This is a genomic window from Streptomyces chisholmiae, from assembly GCF_031845445.1.
GTDB classification, from domain to species: domain Bacteria; phylum Actinomycetota; class Actinomycetes; order Streptomycetales; family Streptomycetaceae; genus Streptomyces; species Streptomyces chisholmiae.
The window spans coordinates 35043-50405 of sequence record NZ_JAVREO010000014.1 but is presented as its reverse complement, the minus strand read 5'-3'; the positions used below and the strand labels follow the sequence as shown (position 1 = coordinate 50405).

The following is a 15363-nucleotide window of genomic DNA, read 5'->3' as shown; positions in this document are numbered from 1 at the left end:
CAGGATGGACAACACACCCACGGCCGGCCGCACCGCGCCGGACTGGCTTAGGTGGCCGCCCGAGGCCGCCGCCCGCTACCGCTCCGCCGGCTACTGGGGTGACGAGCCACTCGGCGACATCCCCCGCCGGCAGGCCGCGCTGCGCCCCACGCACACCGCCCTGGTCGACGGCGAACGCCGCTGGTCCTACGCCGCGTTGGCGGCGGAGACCGACCGGATCAGCCGGGCGCTGCGCGGCCTGGGGCTGACCCGCGGCGACCGGGTCATCGTCCAACTCCCCAACATCGCCGAGTTCGTGCTGGTCTGGTTCGCGCTGCAACGCCTGGGCGCCGTGCCGATCCACGCCATGCCCGGGCACCGCCGGTCCGAGATCAGCCACCTCGCCCGGCTGACCGACGCGGTCGCCTACGTGGTGCCGGACCGGCACGCCCGCTTCGACCACCGGGAGTTGGCCGCCGAGATCCGGCAGGCGGCGAACGCCGTCCGGCAGGTCATCGTGGTCGGCGAACGCGGCGACCACCGGGACGCCGTCTCCTTCGCCGACCTCCGACACGCCAACCCGGCCCCGGAGAGCCCGAGTTCGCCGGCCGCCGACCCGGGCCCCGACGCTGGCGACCTGGCCCTGCTGCTGCTCTCCGGCGGCACCACCGGCACCCCCAAGCTGATCCCGCGCACCCACCGGGACTACGCCTACAACGCCCGCGCGGCGGCCGAGATCTGCGGGCTCGGCCCGGACAGCGTCTACCTGGCGGTGCTGCCGGCCGCCTTCAACTTCACCCTCAGCTGCCCCGGCATCCTCGGCACCCTGCACGCCGGCGGCACCGTCGTCCTCGCCCCCAACCCCAGCCCGGTCACCGCCTTCGAGCTGATCGCGCGGGAACGGGTGACCATCACCGCCGTCAACCCGCCGCTCGTGCCGCACTGGCTGGCCGAGTGCCGGGAGAGCCGGCCGGACCTGTCCAGCCTGCGGGTGCTCCAGGTCGGCGCCGCGCGGCTGCCGGACGAGCTGGCCCGCCGGATCGAACCGGAGCTGGGCTGCCGCCTCCAGCAGGTGTTCGGCATGGCCGAGGGCCTGCTCAACCTGACCAGGCTCGACGACCCCGACGCACTCGTCCACACCACCCAGGGCCGGCCGATCTCGCCGGCGGACGAGGTGCTCGTGGTGGACCGGGCGGGCCGGCCGGTGCCCGACGGCGAGGTCGGCGAGCTGCTGACCCGGGGCCCCTACACCCTGCGCGGCTACTACCGCTCGCCCGGCCACGCGGACACCCACTTCACCCCGGACGGCCACTACCGCACCGGCGACCTGGTCCGCCGGCTGCCCAGCGGCCACCTGCGGGTGGTGGGCCGGGTCAAGGACCAGATCAACCGGGGCGGCGAGAAGATCGACGCCACCGAGGTCGAGGAACACCTGCTGGCCCACCCGGCGGTCACCGCCGCGGCCGTGGTGGCCGCCCCCGACCCGGCGCTCGGCGAACGCTCCGTCGCGTTCCTGGTCTGCACCGGTCCGCCACCCACCGCCCGGGAGCTGGCCGCCTTCCTTCGCGCGCGGGGCCTGGCCGGCTACAAGGCGCCCGACCGGGTCGAGGCCGTGCCCGAACTGCCGCTGACGCCCGTCGGCAAGATCGACAAGAAGGCACTCCGCGCACGCCCCTGACGGATCGTCAACTCAGCGTTCCTACCCACTTGTTCGCCGGCCGGTGTCCGGCGGCGGAGCCGAAGGAGAGAGGCCGTGCGCATCGAAGTGCGCCCCGAGGTCTGTGTCGGGGCCGGCCAGTGCGTGCTCACCGCCGGCCGGTTCTTCGACCAGGGCGAGGACGACGGGCTGGTCGTGCTGCGCCGCACCGAGCCGGGACCGGCCGAGACCGCCGAGGTCCGGGAGGCGGCCGACCGCTGCCCGGCCGGCGCGATCACCCTGCGGGAGCCCTGAACCCCCGCGCCCACACCCCCTGCCGCCCCACAACCTACGGAGAGCCATGGAGCCCCTGACCAGACGCACCCTGCTGCGCACCGGACTGCTGACCGCCGCCACCGCCGTCGCCGGCACCGCCCTGCTGACCGGCTGCGGCTCGAACGACCGCGCCCAGGCGCCCGCCGCCGGCGGCACGCCCCGGCGCGGCGGCACGCTGCGCGCCGCGTTCGCCGGCGCGGGCGCCGGCGAGACGCTCAACCACTTCGTCGGCGGCACCGCGCTGGACATGGTCCGGGCCCGAGCCCTGCACGCCACCCTCGGCGACCTCGACCCGACGGCGCCCGACGGGGTCCGCTACGGGGTGCTGGAGGCCATCGAGGTCGACGCCGAACTGCGCGCCTACACCCTGCGGTTGCGCCGCGGCCTGACCTTCGGCGACGGCTCGGCGCTGACCGTGCGGGACGTGCTGTGGTCGCTCAGCTCCCCCGCCGACGACCCGGCCTCGCTGCCGGTCTACAAGAACCCGGCCAGCACCTTCGACTTCGCCGGCGCGCGGGTCGAGGACGACCACACGCTGGTGCTGCCCACCCTGGCGCCCGTCGCCGACGGCCGGCTGCTGCTGTGCCAGGGCAACTACCTGGTGGTGAAGGAGAACAGCGACTTCTCGCCCAACGTCGCCACCTCGGGCCCGTTCCGGCTGGTGGAGTTCGCGCCGGGCGAGGGCTGCCTGCTGGAGCGCAACGAGGAGTTCAGCCACCAGGAGCCGGCCGACGCGCCCTACCTGGACGGCCTGGAGCTGCGTTCCCTGCCGGACAGCGAGGCCCGGGCCGGCGCCCTCACCGGCGGCCAGGTCGACTTCGCGCACGACCTGTCGCCGGTGACCGCCAGGACGCTGCGCGAGGACGCCCGCTTCACCGTGACCAGCACCGAACCGCCCTACGTCTCCGGCCTGTTCTTCCGGATGAACCTGGCGCACGAGCCGTTCCAGGACAACCGGGTGCGGACCGCGTTCAAGTTGGCCGCCGACCGGCAGGCGATGGTCGACTCGGTGTTCTTCGGCGACGCCACCGTCGGCAACGACCTGCTGTCGCCCGGCTTCCCCGACTACGCGGCCCAGATCGAGCAGCGCGCGTTCGACCCGGACCAGGCCAGGCGGCTGCTGCGGGAGGCGGGCGCCGACGGCATGCGCGTCACCCTCACCACCGGACCCGAGACGCCGGGCATGGTGGAGGTCGCCACGCTCTACGTGGAGAACCTGGTCGCGGTGGGCGTGGACGCCCGGCTTGAGGAGCTGCCGGCCGGGCAGCTGTTCGCCGACTACCCGGCCTACGCCCGGCTGCCGCTGGCGGCCAGCTACTCCGTCCCCACCCCGGCGCTGCCGCTCTACCAGATGTCCTACGGCGGGCAGAACCCGGCGGCGCTCGGCTGGGACCGGCCGGACGTGGACGAGCTGGTCGCCACCGCGCGCGGCACCTCGGGGGCGGAGTCCGCCGAGGCGGGACTGGCCGCCCAGCGGGTGCTGTGGGAGGAGGGCAACACCATCGCCCCCGTCTTCAAGCCGTTCACCACGGCACACGTGCCGGGCGTGGCCGGCGTGGCCGACGACCTGTTCGCGCAGTTCCCCGGGTTCAGCCGGGCCACCCTGTCGTGAGCTGGGGCGCGTTCCTGCTGCGGCGGGCGGTCGCGCTGGCGCTCACCCTGGCGGCCCTCTCGACGCTCGTCTTCTGGGCCACGGAGCTGCTGCCGGGCGACGCGGTCAGCGCGGTCGCCGGACCGTCCGCCACCGAGGCGGAACGCGCCGCCGTGCGCGCCGAGTTGGGGCTGGACCGGGACGTGCTGACCCGCTACCTGGAGTGGCTGGGCGGCGCGCTGCGCGGGGACCTGGGCACCGGCTACACCGGGGCCAGGCCGGTCGCCGAGCTGATCGCCGACCGGCTGCCGCACAGCCTGCTGCTGGCCGGACTCGCGTTGCTGGTGACCGTCCCGGTCTCCCTGCTCCTCGGGCTGCTGGCCGGCGGGCGGGCCGGTCGGCGCGCCGACCGCGCCGTGTCGGCCGGGGTGCTGCTGGTCGCTGGGCTGCCGGAGTTCGTGCTGGCCACCGTGCTGCTGTGGCTGCTGGCCGCGGAGGCCGGGCTGTTCCCACGGGTCTCCCTGGTGCCGCTGGGCGGCGGCCCGTTGGCGACGCCGGAGATCCTGGTGCTGCCCGTGCTGACGCTGGCGGCCTCCGGCGTCGCCGTGGGCACCCGGCTGGTGCGGGCGGCCGCCGCCGAGGTGGCCGCCGCCCCCTGGGTGGAGGCCGCCCGGCTGCGCGGGGTCAGCGGGGCGCGGCTGGCGGCCCGCCATGTGCTGCCCGGCGCCCTGGCGCCGGCCGTGCAGGCCTTCGGCCTGGTGACGGGGGCGCTGGTCGGGGGCGCCATCGTGGTGGAGACGGTGTTCGGCTATCCGGGCATCGGGCTCGAGCTGCAACAGGCCGTGGCGCACCGGGACATCCCCCTGGTCCAGGGGATCGCCCTGGTGCTGTGCGCCTGCACCCTGGTCGCCGTGCTGCTGGCCGATGTCGCGGCCCGGGCGCTCGACCCGCGCCGCGGGAGCCGACCGTGAGCCGGCGTCGGAGGCGCGGCGGCGCCGAGCGGTCGGGGCGCACGTTCCCGGGGTGCTCCCGAGGCCCGGTCGGCGTCCGCGTCCCGGCCGGGGCGCGGCCCGCGCGGCGGTTCGGCGTCGTTGGCTGGTGCTGCCTGGGCCTGGCCCTGCTGGTGCTCGGCCTCGCGCTGCTCGGTCCGGCGCTGGCCGGCGGCTCCCCCACCGCGCGGGTCGGCGTCCCGTTCGCGCCGCCGGGGCCCGGCCTGCCGCTGGGCACCGACTTCCTCGGCCGCGACCTCACCGCCCGGCTGCTGCACGGCGGTTGGGCGGTGCTGGCGCCGGCCGTCGGGGCCACCGCGCTGGCCACCCTGGTGGGCACGGTCGGCGGGGTGTGGCTCGGGCTGGTCGCGGAGCGCGCCGGTGAGCTGCTGATGCGCGGCGTGGACCTGCTGGCCGTGTTCCCCTCGCTGCTGCTGTTGCTGCTGCTCGCCGCCGGCGCCCCCGACAGCGACGCGGCGGTGCTGCTGGCCGTGGCGCTGGCCACCGCGCCGTTCTCGCTGCGGGTGGTCCGGGCCGCGACCCGGCAGGTCGCCGCGACCGGGTACCTGCTCACCGCCCGGGCGCGCGGCGACGGCTGGGCCGGGGTGGTCCGGCACGACGTGCTGCCGAACATCGCCGGCACGGTGCTGGCGGACGCCGGCACCCGGTTCGTCGCGGCCGTCCACCTGACCGCCACCGCCGGCTTCCTCGGCCTGGGCCAGGGCGCGCCAGCCGCCAACTGGGGGCGGATGATCCGGGAGAACCTCGCCGGCACCACACTCAACCCCCTGCCCGTCCTGCTGCCCACGGCGCTGCTGGCGGCGTTCGCGGTCGCGGTGAACCTGCTCGCCGACCGCCTCGCCGAACGGCGCGTCGGCCCCGAACCCGCCTGGAGCGACCGTTGACCCCCGAACCGCGGCCCGGCCGCCTCGCCGACGCCGACTCAGGTATCGACTCCGTCGCCGGGCCGGCCGCCCCGCCGGGCGCGGGGCGGCCGCTGGCCGTGCTGGACCGGCTGGTGGTGGGGCCGGCGGCCGGCGGGCCGCCGGTGGTGGACGGGGTCAGCCTCACCCTGCGGGCCGGCGAGACGCTGGCCCTGGTCGGCCGGTCGGGGTCCGGCAAGACGACGGTCGCGCTGAGCCTGCTGGGGCGGGCGCGCGGCGGGCTGGTGCCGCGCTCCGGGACGGTGCGGGTGGCCGGGCTCGACCCGTTCACCGCCGACGGCCGGGCGCGGCTGCGCGGCCGGGTGGTGTCCTTCCTCGGGCAGGACCCGGCGGCCGCGCTGCACCCGGCGCGCCGGCTGGGCGGCCTGCTGCACGAGGCCGCGGCGCGCACGGTGGGCCGCGCGGCGCGGGCCGGGCGGATCGAGGCCGCGCTGGCCGAGCTGCGGCTGCCCACCGAGCGGGCGTTCCTGCGGCGCTACCCGCACCAGATCTCGGGCGGCCAGGCGCAGCGGGTGGCGCTGGCACTGGCCACCATCGGGGACCCGGCGCTGCTCGTCCTCGACGAGCCGACCAGCGGCCTGGACCCGGCGCTCGCCGCTGACCTGGCGGACCGGCTGCGGGCCCGGCACCGGCGGGCGGGCGGCGCGGTGCTGCTGATCAGCCACGACCGGGGGCTCACGGCGGCGCTCGCCGACCGGACCCTGCACCTGGCGGCCGGCCGCCCCGTCCCGGCGCCCAGCACCATCGCACCCGCACCCGCACCCGCACCCGCACCCGCACCCACCGTGCCGTCGGCCGGCGCCCCGCGCGCGCCGGGGCCGGCGGTGCTGGAGCTACGGGGGCTCACGGCCGGCCACGGCCGGCGGGTCACCGTCGAGGGCGTCTCGCTCAGCGTGCCGGCCGGCGGCTGCACGGCGCTGGTCGGGCCGTCCGGCGCGGGCAAGAGCACCGTGGCGCACTGCCTGTTGGGGCTGCACCGGCAGTGGACGGGGGAGCTGCGGCTGGCCGGGGAGAGCGTGCCGGCGGACTTCCGGAGGCGCACCCCGGAGCAGCGACGCGCGCTCCAACTGGTCGCCCAGGACTCGGTGGGGGCGCTCAACCCGCGGGAGACGGTGCGCGGCGCGCTGGCCCGGCCGCTGGCCGCCCGCCGGGACGCCGGCCCCGGGGCGACCGCGGGCCCGTCGTTGGCCACCCTGCTGGACCGGGTGCGCCTGGCACCGACGCTGCTGGACCGGCTGCCCGGCGAACTCTCCGGTGGGGAACGGCAACGGGTCAGCCTGGCCCGGGCGTTGGCGGCCGGCCCCCGGGTGCTGGTCTGCGACGAGGTGACCTCGGCCCTGGACCCGGAGACCCGGGACGCGGTGCTGGACCTGCTGGCCGAGCTGCGGCACACCTGGGGGCTCGCCGTCGTGCTGATCACCCACGACCCGGCGGCCCGCGCGCACGCCGACCGGGTGGTCACCCTCAGCGCCGGCCGGCCGACGCCGTAACGTCCCGCCCGCCGGGCGGCAGTTCTAGGAGACGACCGGTTCCGGGAGGGTGGCCGGGACCAGGCAGCGGCCCACACCGCGCAGCTTCTCCCTGGTCTCCTCCAACTCCCGCTCCGGGTCGGACTGCGCGACCACGCCGGCGCCGGCCCGCAGCCAGGTGCGGCCGTCCCGCCGGTAGACGCTGCGCAGCACCAGCGCCGCGTCCAGCGAGCCGTCGCCGTCCAGGGTGAGCACCGCCCCGCTGTAGAGGCCGCGTTCGGTGCTCTCGTGCTCGGCTATCCAGTCGTAGGCGGCCCGTTTGGGGATGCCGGACGCGGTGACGGCAGGGAAGAGCGCGGCCAGCGCGTCCCAGCGGGTGGCCCGCTCGGCGAGCCGGCCGGAGAGCCGGGAGGCCAGGTGCTGCACGCTGCCGCGTTCGCTGACCGACATGAAGTCGTCGATCCGGACCGTGTCCGGGGCGCAGACGTGCCGCAGCTCCTCGGCGGCCAGCCGCACCGAGACGGCGTGCTCGTAGACCTCCTTGGCGTCCCGGTACAGCTCGGCGCGGCGGGCCAGGTCGCCGACCAAGTCGCCGGCCAACGCCCGGGTGCCGGCGAGGGGTTGGGCACGGACGGTGCCGTCGGCGGTGACCTGGGTGACGATCTCGGGGCTGAAGCCGGCCAGCTCCCAGCCGCCCGAGCGGAGCAGGAAGGAGCGCGCCGCGTCGTTGGCCCGGCGGCCGACCAGGTAGCTGGCGGGCAGGTCGATGTCGGCCGGCACCGGCACCCGGCGGGAGACGATGACCTTCTCCAGCCGGCCGGCCCTGATGTCGCGGATCGCCGCGGCGACCGTCCGCCGGTACGAATCCGCCCCGTGCTGGTCCAGGTCGGCCGTCACCCGATCGCGGTGGCGGGCGACCGTGTCCGCGGCGGTCGCGGTGGCCTCGGCCGCGCGCACCCTGGCGGTGAGCGCGGCCAGCGCCTCGGCGGACTCGGCCCGCAGCCGGACGGCGCCGTCCGGCGCGAAGCGCACCTCCCGGCGGGGCAGCGCCAGCCGCAGCACGGGCTGGGTCACCGGGCCGGTGCCGTGCAGCAGCCGGCTCAGCTCCCAGCTGGCCCACCCGTGCGCCCGGCACCCGGGCAGGGCGTCGACGGCCCGCCCCAGGGCGGTCAACGGCGGCTCGTCGGCCGGCAGTTGGCGGCGCACCCCGTCGAGGGTCAACGAGGCCCCGGCGGGGCCGAGTTCGGCGACGCCGGCCTCGCCCTCGGCGAAGGAGACGCGGCCCTGGTGCTCGTAGAGCAGGTAGGGGTCGCGCGAGGTGGCGGCGAGCGCCACGGCGGTGGCCAGCGGGTCGGCGACGGGGGCGAGCGCCGTCGCGTGCTCGACCTGGCTCGGGGGGTGGTTCACGGGGGTCGTCTCACCTTCACAGCGGACCGGACGGGGATGGCGGGGCGGTCCCGGGGTCGGACCCGGCCCGGGGTCAGGGCAGTCGCAGCAGGTGCATGCGGTACCCCGTCACCTGCGGGAGGCGGCGGGTCGCGAGGTCGTCGAGCAGCCGGCGGTGGGCGGCCGGCAACCCCCGGTACACCGGGGCGGGCAGCGAGGTCAGGGTGTGCGAGCCGATGACCCGGCTGCCGGGCACCCAGTCGGCGACGCCGTCGATGTCGGGGCAGGCCCACCGCAGCCGGGCCGCGACCTTGCTGAGCGCGTCGTGCTGGTCCTGGGCGGCGACCAGCTCCGGGCTGTTGCTGTCCAGCGCGAGCCAACAGCCGGGGAATGCGCGGGCGATCCGCTCGACCACGCCGCGCACCTGCTCGGCCGAGAGGAAGGGCAGCACCGCCTCGGCGCTGAACAGCACGGGCCGCTGCGGCTGTTGGCGGATCTCGGCGAGCCAGCCGTCCTCGGTCACCGAGCCGGCCAGCATGGTGCGGCGCGGGGTGTCGGCGAAGAACTCCCGGCGTAGCGCGATGACATCGGGCAGGTCCAGGTCGAACCAGCGGGCCCGGCCGTTGTCGGTACGCTCGTAGCGGGTGTTCAGGCCGGTGCCGATCTCCACCACGGTGCCGTTCGGGTGGCGGGCCAGGAAGTCCCGCGTCCAGTGGTCGAAGAGGACGGTGCGCAGCACCGAGCCGGTGAGGCTGGGCAGTTCGGCGAAGCGGCTGAAGTCGTAGTCCATCGCCTCGACCAGCTGCACGGCGCGCGGGTCGCGCAACGCCGGCTCCGCCGCGCGGTGTTCGACCGCGCGCCCGTAGAGCGGGATCAACAGGGTCTCCTGGACGGCCCCCAGGGCGGGTCGGTGCTGGCTCATCGCGGTCTCCGTGTCTCGGTGCCGGTGACGGGTCCTGTCGGGCGTCCGCCCACCGGGGGCGAACGGGCCGCGCACCGCCGGCACCACTATACGCAAACGGCAATCGTTTTCAATAAGCGGGCTGCCTCGTCGCCGGGCGGGCGGGGTCGGGGGTACCGGGCCGGCCGGCCGAACGGGGCCGACCCCGGCGCGCGCCGGGCGCCCCCCGTGCGCCCGGCGCGCCCCACCCCCGGTCCGCGGACTCCGCGCCGCTCGTGACGAACCCCGTCCCCATTCCGCTGTCACGCCGGCCATAAATCTCCGGTGAACGGATATCGAGGGGAATCGCCGGCCACGCTAGCGTTTTTCCCGCACCATTACGCGGGCCGGCGAGCGGAGCACGGAACGAGCCTGGCAATCGACCGGTGTGCGCCCGGAAAAGGGGCCGCGGCGGCGATATCCCGGGCCGCGCGCCCGGGCGCACGCGGGAGGCCGGCACCGGATCGCGCGCCGGCGCTCTCCTCCCGGAGTGGGCGCAGGCTCTATGTTGTACCCATGGGTCAGGAAACAGTGTCCCCTCCCCCCACCCACGTCGAACTGGTCGCGGATCTCCGGGCGTTGAGACGTCCCGGGCTCGCGGGCCTGCGCAGCCTGTCGCTGCCGGCGCTGCGCGCCTCGACCGAGGTGTGCGGGCTGTCCACCGGCCCGGACGATCTGCCGGCCGGCGTCGAGACGTTGCTCCGGCAGGCGACCCGGCGCCTGGGCGAGCACGACACCCTGGGGCGGGCGGCGGCGCGGACGTTCGGTCTGGTCCCCGGCTACCGCGGGGCGACCGCCTACGACCGGCGGAAGGCCGCCGCCGAGGTGTACCGGGTCAGCACCGAGACGTTCCGCAAGCGGCAGGAGGTGCAGGTCTTCGACCAGTTGGCGGAGGCGGTGCTCACGCTGTGCCGGGAGTACCGGCGGCGGTTCGCCGACGCGGCGCCGGCGCCCGGCGGGTCCCGGCCGGCCGCGGCACGGTCGGGCCGGGAGTCGACCGCGCCACCGTTCAGCTACCGCACCACGGTGGTGGACGCGCCCGCCGAGTTCGTGCTGCACGTCTCGCCGGTGGACCTGCTGCGCGACGTGGACGTCATCGTCTCGTCGGAGAACGTCTACCTGGAGATGTCCAAGACGTTCTGGCCCACCTTCTCGGGCACCCTGCGCCGCACCTGCGCCGTCCGGAACGCCTCGGGCGAGATCGTGGACGACGTGCTCGCCCGCGAACTGAGCGCGTGGCTCCGGCAGAACGGCCGCCCGGGGCTGCCGGTACGACCGGGCACCGTGGCCCCCACCTCGTCCGGGGCGATGGCCCAGCAGGGCGTGCGCCGGATCTACCACGCGGCGGTGGCCGTCCCGCTGCTCGACCGGGAGGGCTACCAGGTGGCGCCGGACGACATCGCCCGCGCGGTCCGGGAGGCGTTCGCCCTCGCCCGGGCCGAACGCGGCCGGTTCGACCCGCCGTTGACGTCGATCTGCTTCCCGCTGATGGGGTCGGGCCGGGGCGGGGTCTCGGTGGAGACCAGTGCCAGCTGGATCGGCTGGGCGGTCCACGAGGAGCTGACCCGCGACCCGAGTTGGACGGTGCACCTGGTGGTGCGGGACCGGGCCACCGCCGAGGGGATCACCGACCTCGGTCCCGAGGAGTAGGCCGGCGCCCGGCCACCGCTTCCCCGGCGCGCCAGCTCGCCTCGGTCAGTACCGTGCCGGCGGCGCTCAAACCGGCCTCCAGCTCGGCCAGTTCGCCGGGGCGCGGCACCCCGAGGAGGGCGACCGCCGACCCCAGCCCGACGGCCTGGAGGGTGGGGTCAGTGGCCCGACGGGTCAGGTGCGGGCCATACCTGGCGGTGCCCAACGCCGTTCGCGGCACCAGCCGTTGGTTCGCCGAGCCGCGCCAGACCAGGTCGGTGGGCCTGACCGCCACATAGCGGCCGCTGACCAGCGCGTCGGCGTGCCGCACGGCCCCCAGCCTGGCCTGGTCCGCCACCACCTCCACGGTGCTGTAGCCGGTGTAGAGCAGCAGGTCGGCCGGGACCGCGCCGCGCTCCCGCGCGGCACCCGCCAACAGAGCCGTCAGCGCCTCGGGTTGGGCGAGCGGCTCACCGCCGCTGACCGTCAGCCCCTCGGCCCCGGCGGCGAGCGCGGCCCGCCAGAGCTCCAGGAGCGCCCCCACCGTGGTGTCGTGACCACCCGTCGGGTCCCAGGTGTGGCGGGAGACGCACCCGGCACACGCCAACGGGCAGCCCTGGAGCCAGATCCCCAGCCGCCGACCAGGACCCAGCACCGTCACCGGGAAGTGGCTGCCGCTGACCCGCACCCGCAGGCCCGTTCCGTCGTCTCGGTCGGCTCTCATGCCGGTCACTCTTCCGCGCCCACTCCACTTTCATCCGGGCCCCCCGGAACTCCGCCGGATAACGCCCGGGAATGCCCCCGGGGGCGCCCCCGCGTTCTCGTTACGCTGCCCTTCCCCTGCCGTGCGACAGGGGTTTGAGGGAGGGGCCGCATGACCGATCCCACAGAAACGGAACACGAGCCGTCACCGGATGCCGGCGACGCCCGGGGCGCGGGAGCCGGGCCGGCCGGGGCCGCCGAGCGGCGCGATCCGCCGCGGCCGCCGTTCGCCGACCACCGCACGGTCCCGGCCATCGGCCCGCCAACCCGCCGCCGCGTCCCGTCCGCCGCCGCGCCCGGGAGGACCCGATGAGCTTCGGCCTCGCCCTGCCCGACATCAGCTACGTGGTGCCCGACGTGGACTATCCGCCGCCGCCCCGCGACGCACCGCCCGACGAGCTGCCGACCACCGGTGAGGTCGGCCAGGTCATCGCCGACCACCTCGTCGAGCTGGCCGGGGCCACGCTGCTGGGGCTGGGCGCGCTCAGCGGCGCGCTGCTGGCGGCCCGGGCCGCCATGGCGGGCCCCCAGTCACTCGCCGACGCCGCCGCGCGGGCCACCGAGGCCCAGGACTCGGAACAGGCCGGCCGTGCCGAGGAGTTGTGGCGGGACGCCCTCTTCGCCGTGGCGCGGGCCAACGCCCGGATCGACACCCTCAGGGCCAGGTCCGCCGCCGCCTCGCCGGGCGACGAGCCCGACTCCCCCGCGCCGGGTGGCGACGGGCCGGCGCCGGCGGGTCCCGGTGGACCCCCGCTCCCGGCGGCCCTGGACCCCACCGGCCTGCGGCTGCCCCAGGTGCACGCGTGGCTGGCGGCGACCGACCGGGCGGTGCGGGCCGCCGAGGCCGAGTTCGCCCGCCGGACGCTGTCCGCCGCCCCGGCCGCGCCCGACCCCACGGGCGCGGCCGCGCTGCGGGACCGGCGCGCCCGCGCGTTGGCCGGCTACGCCGCCGCCGACGACGAGGCCGCGGCCGCCGCCGCGCTGCCGCCGTGCCCGTCGGCGCTGCCGGACGGCACCGCGGTGACGGCCGAGAGCGTCACCGAGCTGGGTGCCGAACTGCTCGCCGGCCTCGAACTGAACGTGCGGGCGGTCGAGTTCACCCGCATCGAGACGGTGATCGGGCATGCCGTCGAGCTGGCTTCCAGCCGGCCGGTCGCGGCGACCCACCGCCTGGCCGAGGCCAGGGACCTGGCGTTCGCCGCGAACTGGCGCGCCGCCGACCGGCGGGAGACCGCCGAGTGGGCGGCCCAACAACTCCGGGTGCTGCGGACGCCATGGCCCATGCCACCCGACGACTCCGCGCCGTCCACCCCCGCAGCCGAACTCGCGCTGTTGGAGACCGTGTTGACGCACGGCGGCCCGGTGACCCCACGGCAGCGCGCCGAGGTCGCCGGCCGCGTCGCCGAGCGGGAGGCCGCGCTGGGACGGCTCTATGTCACCCAGCTCATCCGCCGCACCCTGGCCGCGCGGGCCCGCGAGACCGGCGAGCTGACGGTCACTCAGGTCGCGCTGGGCATCCAGCACCTGGAGTGGGCACCAGCCGGCTGGGGCGACGAGCACTGGCTGCGCCTGGTGGTCGACCCGGCCGGCGTGGTGCGGCTGCTGACCATGCACCGGATCAGGGGCCCACACGAGGACACGGACGCGGCGCACGCGCTCGACCACGTCCGCTGCCAGGAGGCCGGCGCCCACCTGTCCCGACTGGTGGACGCCGCCGCGGCGGCCGGCCTGCCGCTGGACGCCGGCTTCGGCGAGGACCGGCCGGTCGCCGGCACCCGCCACCCGGGCGCCCGCGGCCACCGCCCCGAACCACCCCGCCGGGCCCGTGCCGACCGGCCGGCCCCGCTGGCCCGGCGGCACCCCCGGTCCCGAGGCGACGACTGCGGGTGACCCGGCCAGAGACCGCCCCCGGGAGACCGTTCCCCGGGGACCGGCGCCAGGTGACGCACCTCCGGGTCCCCGTCTCGCCGCGCCGGGGAACCGGAGGGCACCCCCTGCCATCCGCGCCCGGTGCGTGCCCGCACGGCGCGAACCGCCAGGGCCGCGGCCACACCACCGGCCCGCCCGCGCCACGGCGGCCACGACGCCCCCGGACGTCCCAGCGGACGTCCCAGCGGGCGCCCCGACACCGCGCCACCCGACGCCGACCGTGCGCAGCCGCAGCCGCGCCGGCGCGGCGAGCCCAGGACCGGCTCCCCTCGGAGCGACGTCAGCCTGAAGTCCCCCTGCCACGCCGGCCGACCGGCCCGCCGCCCCCGCACCCGCCCTGCGTCCCCGTCTCGGCAGCCGGCTCGGGCCCCGGTCGGGACGACACCGGCCGTCGGGGGTTCGTGGCCACCCCGACGGCCGGGGCGTGGGCCCGGCCGCCCGCTACGGGTGGATGGCGGCCCGCAGCGGGGCCAGCCACTGGTTGGCCCAGCGGCGGCCGGCCGGCGTGGACAGGTCGTGGCGCTCCATCGGATCCGCCTTGAGCGCGCTCTCCGCACAACGGTCACCGAAGAGCACGTACGCCAGCCCCGACCTGCGGCGGCGGGACTGCCACACCATCCCCTGCGCGGCACGCACGTCCCGACGCAGGGCCTGCGCCCAGTACCGGGTCTGCGGCGATCCGGCACCCTCCGCCTCCAGCAGCCACACGTCCTGCTGGATGGCGGCCAGGTCCTCCTCGCTGACCAGCTGGATCAGCTCCAGCGGCGCCGTGGTGACCAGCCGCGTCACGGTGTAGCGGTCGGCCTGCGCCCGGGGGATCAGCCGCTCGCCGTGCGGCCCGAACTCCCGGGAACGCAGGAACACTTCGGCCAGCGCGGTGGCCGGCCCCTCCGCCGCGTAGAGGTAGGGGTAGGGGTCGTCGGTGGTGCCGTCGAAGCGGTTGCCCCCGAAGTGGGTGTGCGCGGCGACCGGGTTGAAGCCGGTGGCCTCGTACCGGGTGCGGTGGCAGCGCCACAGCGCCGTCCCGGCGGTGAGCGTGGTCAGTCGCGGGGTGAGCCCCTGCGGCGGCGCGTACTCCGGCATCAGTCCCCCTCCACCAGCGCGCGGGCCGCCTCGACCAGCAGCGTGTCCGGGACCTCGCCGATCAGCTCGGCGGGCACGCCGGCCAGCCAACCGTTCCCGCCCAGCCACCAGTCGGCCGCGCCCCACGGGTCCTGGTCGGCCAGCAGCAGGGCGTTGATCCGGGTGACCACGGCCCACGGGCCGCCGTCCGGGGCGAACTGGAACTCCGGGTAACGGGCGCCCCGTTCGGGGTCGGGCAGCCCGATCAGGCCCTCGGCCGCGCCGGAGACCAGCTGGTCGGCCGGGCGAGCCGGCACGGCCAGCAGCCGACGGCGCGCCGCCCGCAGAATCTCCCGGGTGGCGGCCGACTCGGCCGCGTCGCCATCCAGGAACAGGCCGTCCTCGTCGCGCGGTTGATCCGGCTCCAGCAGCCGCAGCAGCTCCGCCACCCGCGCCGGGTCGACGTCCTGGACCGCCGGCGCCAGGCGCACTCCCTCACTGATCGCCTGACGCACCGGGCTGTCCAACGGCAGGCTGAGCAGTGCCCGTTGGATCCGCAGCAGGGCGGTGCGGCGCGCCTTCCGGTCGCCGCCGGCCTGCCGCAGCGCGGCCACCGCGGCCAGGAACGCGTTGTACTTATCGGGCTCCAACTCGTCTCTGATGTGCTCGTGGTGAAGGCGTATCAGTTCGATCAGGTCGTCACCGTGCACC

13 protein-coding genes are annotated in these 15363 nt (G+C 76.7%); 8 read left to right on the top strand and 5 right to left on the bottom strand.

Annotated features, from left to right (window positions below; genetic code table 11):
* Positions 1 to 4 precede the first annotated feature (4 nt).
* The 6 genes from RM844_RS22260 to RM844_RS22235 all read left to right on the top strand — a co-directional run bounded on the left by RM844_RS22260 (position 5) and on the right by RM844_RS22235 (position 6965).
* Positions 5 to 1657, top strand: a complete 1653-nt coding sequence (locus RM844_RS22260) for a (2,3-dihydroxybenzoyl)adenylate synthase (RefSeq protein WP_311669103.1) — start codon at positions 5 to 7, stop codon at positions 1655 to 1657.
* Between the two features lie 75 nt (positions 1658 to 1732).
* Entirely contained in the window at positions 1733 to 1930 is a 198-nt protein-coding gene (locus RM844_RS22255; protein WP_311669102.1) for a ferredoxin, read from the top strand.
* Positions 1931 to 1976: 46 nt separating this feature from the next.
* Positions 1977 to 3563 (top strand): ABC transporter substrate-binding protein, encoded by a 1587-nt coding sequence (locus tag RM844_RS22250; protein ID WP_311669101.1) that lies wholly within the window; start codon positions 1977 to 1979, stop codon positions 3561 to 3563.
* A complete protein-coding gene (locus RM844_RS22245; protein ID WP_311669100.1) occupies positions 3560 to 4513 on the top strand; it encodes an ABC transporter permease in 954 nt (317 codons plus the stop codon). The genes RM844_RS22250 and RM844_RS22245 overlap by 4 nt, the downstream gene beginning before the upstream one ends.
* Positions 4510 to 5436, top strand: a complete 927-nt coding sequence (locus RM844_RS22240) for an ABC transporter permease (RefSeq protein ID WP_311669099.1) — start codon at positions 4510 to 4512, stop codon at positions 5434 to 5436. Before RM844_RS22245 ends, RM844_RS22240 begins: the two co-directional genes overlap by 4 nt.
* Positions 5433 to 6965 carry an ABC transporter ATP-binding protein gene (locus tag RM844_RS22235; protein WP_311669098.1) on the top strand — a complete coding sequence of 511 codons (1533 nt, stop codon included), beginning with the start codon at positions 5433 to 5435 and terminating at the stop codon, positions 6963 to 6965. Before RM844_RS22240 ends, RM844_RS22235 begins: the two co-directional genes overlap by 4 nt.
* Positions 6966 to 6989: 24 nt before the next feature.
* On the opposite strand, the gene RM844_RS22230 is transcribed toward RM844_RS22235, so the two are convergent.
* Together RM844_RS22230 and RM844_RS22225 are read right to left on the bottom strand one after the other, a co-directional pair.
* The gene (locus tag RM844_RS22230) at positions 6990 to 8351 is read right to left on the bottom strand and encodes a salicylate synthase (protein ID WP_311669097.1); all 1362 of its coding nucleotides are present in this window, start codon (positions 8349 to 8351) and stop codon (positions 6990 to 6992) included.
* A gap of 73 nt (positions 8352 to 8424) precedes the next feature.
* On the bottom strand, positions 8425 to 9252 hold the full coding sequence (locus RM844_RS22225; protein ID WP_311669096.1) for a class I SAM-dependent methyltransferase: 828 nt from the start codon (positions 9250 to 9252) through the stop codon (positions 8425 to 8427).
* Between the two features lie 534 nt (positions 9253 to 9786).
* On the opposite strand from RM844_RS22225, the gene RM844_RS22220 reads away from it, so the two are divergent.
* Positions 9787 to 10920 (top strand): macro domain-containing protein, encoded by a 1134-nt coding sequence (locus RM844_RS22220; RefSeq protein ID WP_311669095.1) that lies wholly within the window; start codon positions 9787 to 9789, stop codon positions 10918 to 10920.
* Here the strand turns inward: RM844_RS22220 and RM844_RS22215 are convergent.
* Positions 10895 to 11623 carry a 4Fe-4S single cluster domain-containing protein gene (locus tag RM844_RS22215; protein ID WP_311669094.1) on the bottom strand — a complete coding sequence of 243 codons (729 nt, stop codon included), beginning with the start codon at positions 11621 to 11623 and terminating at the stop codon, positions 10895 to 10897. The genes RM844_RS22220 and RM844_RS22215 overlap by 26 nt on opposite strands.
* Positions 11624 to 11970: 347 nt before the next feature.
* Between RM844_RS22215 and RM844_RS22210 the strand changes: the two genes are divergently transcribed.
* A complete protein-coding gene (locus RM844_RS22210) occupies positions 11971 to 13551 on the top strand; it encodes a hypothetical protein (protein WP_311669093.1) in 1581 nt (526 codons plus the stop codon).
* Between the two features lie 480 nt (positions 13552 to 14031).
* Here the strand turns inward: RM844_RS22210 and RM844_RS22205 are convergent, their stop codons facing one another.
* Both RM844_RS22205 and RM844_RS22200 read right to left on the bottom strand, forming a co-directional pair.
* Positions 14032 to 14673 (bottom strand): RES family NAD+ phosphorylase, encoded by a 642-nt coding sequence (locus RM844_RS22205; RefSeq protein ID WP_311669092.1) that lies wholly within the window; start codon positions 14671 to 14673, stop codon positions 14032 to 14034.
* On the bottom strand, positions 14673 to 15362 hold the full coding sequence (locus RM844_RS22200; RefSeq protein ID WP_311669091.1) for a hypothetical protein: 690 nt from the start codon (positions 15360 to 15362) through the stop codon (positions 14673 to 14675). Before RM844_RS22200 ends, RM844_RS22205 begins: the two co-directional genes overlap by 1 nt.
* Between the last annotated feature and the right edge of the window lies 1 nt (position 15363).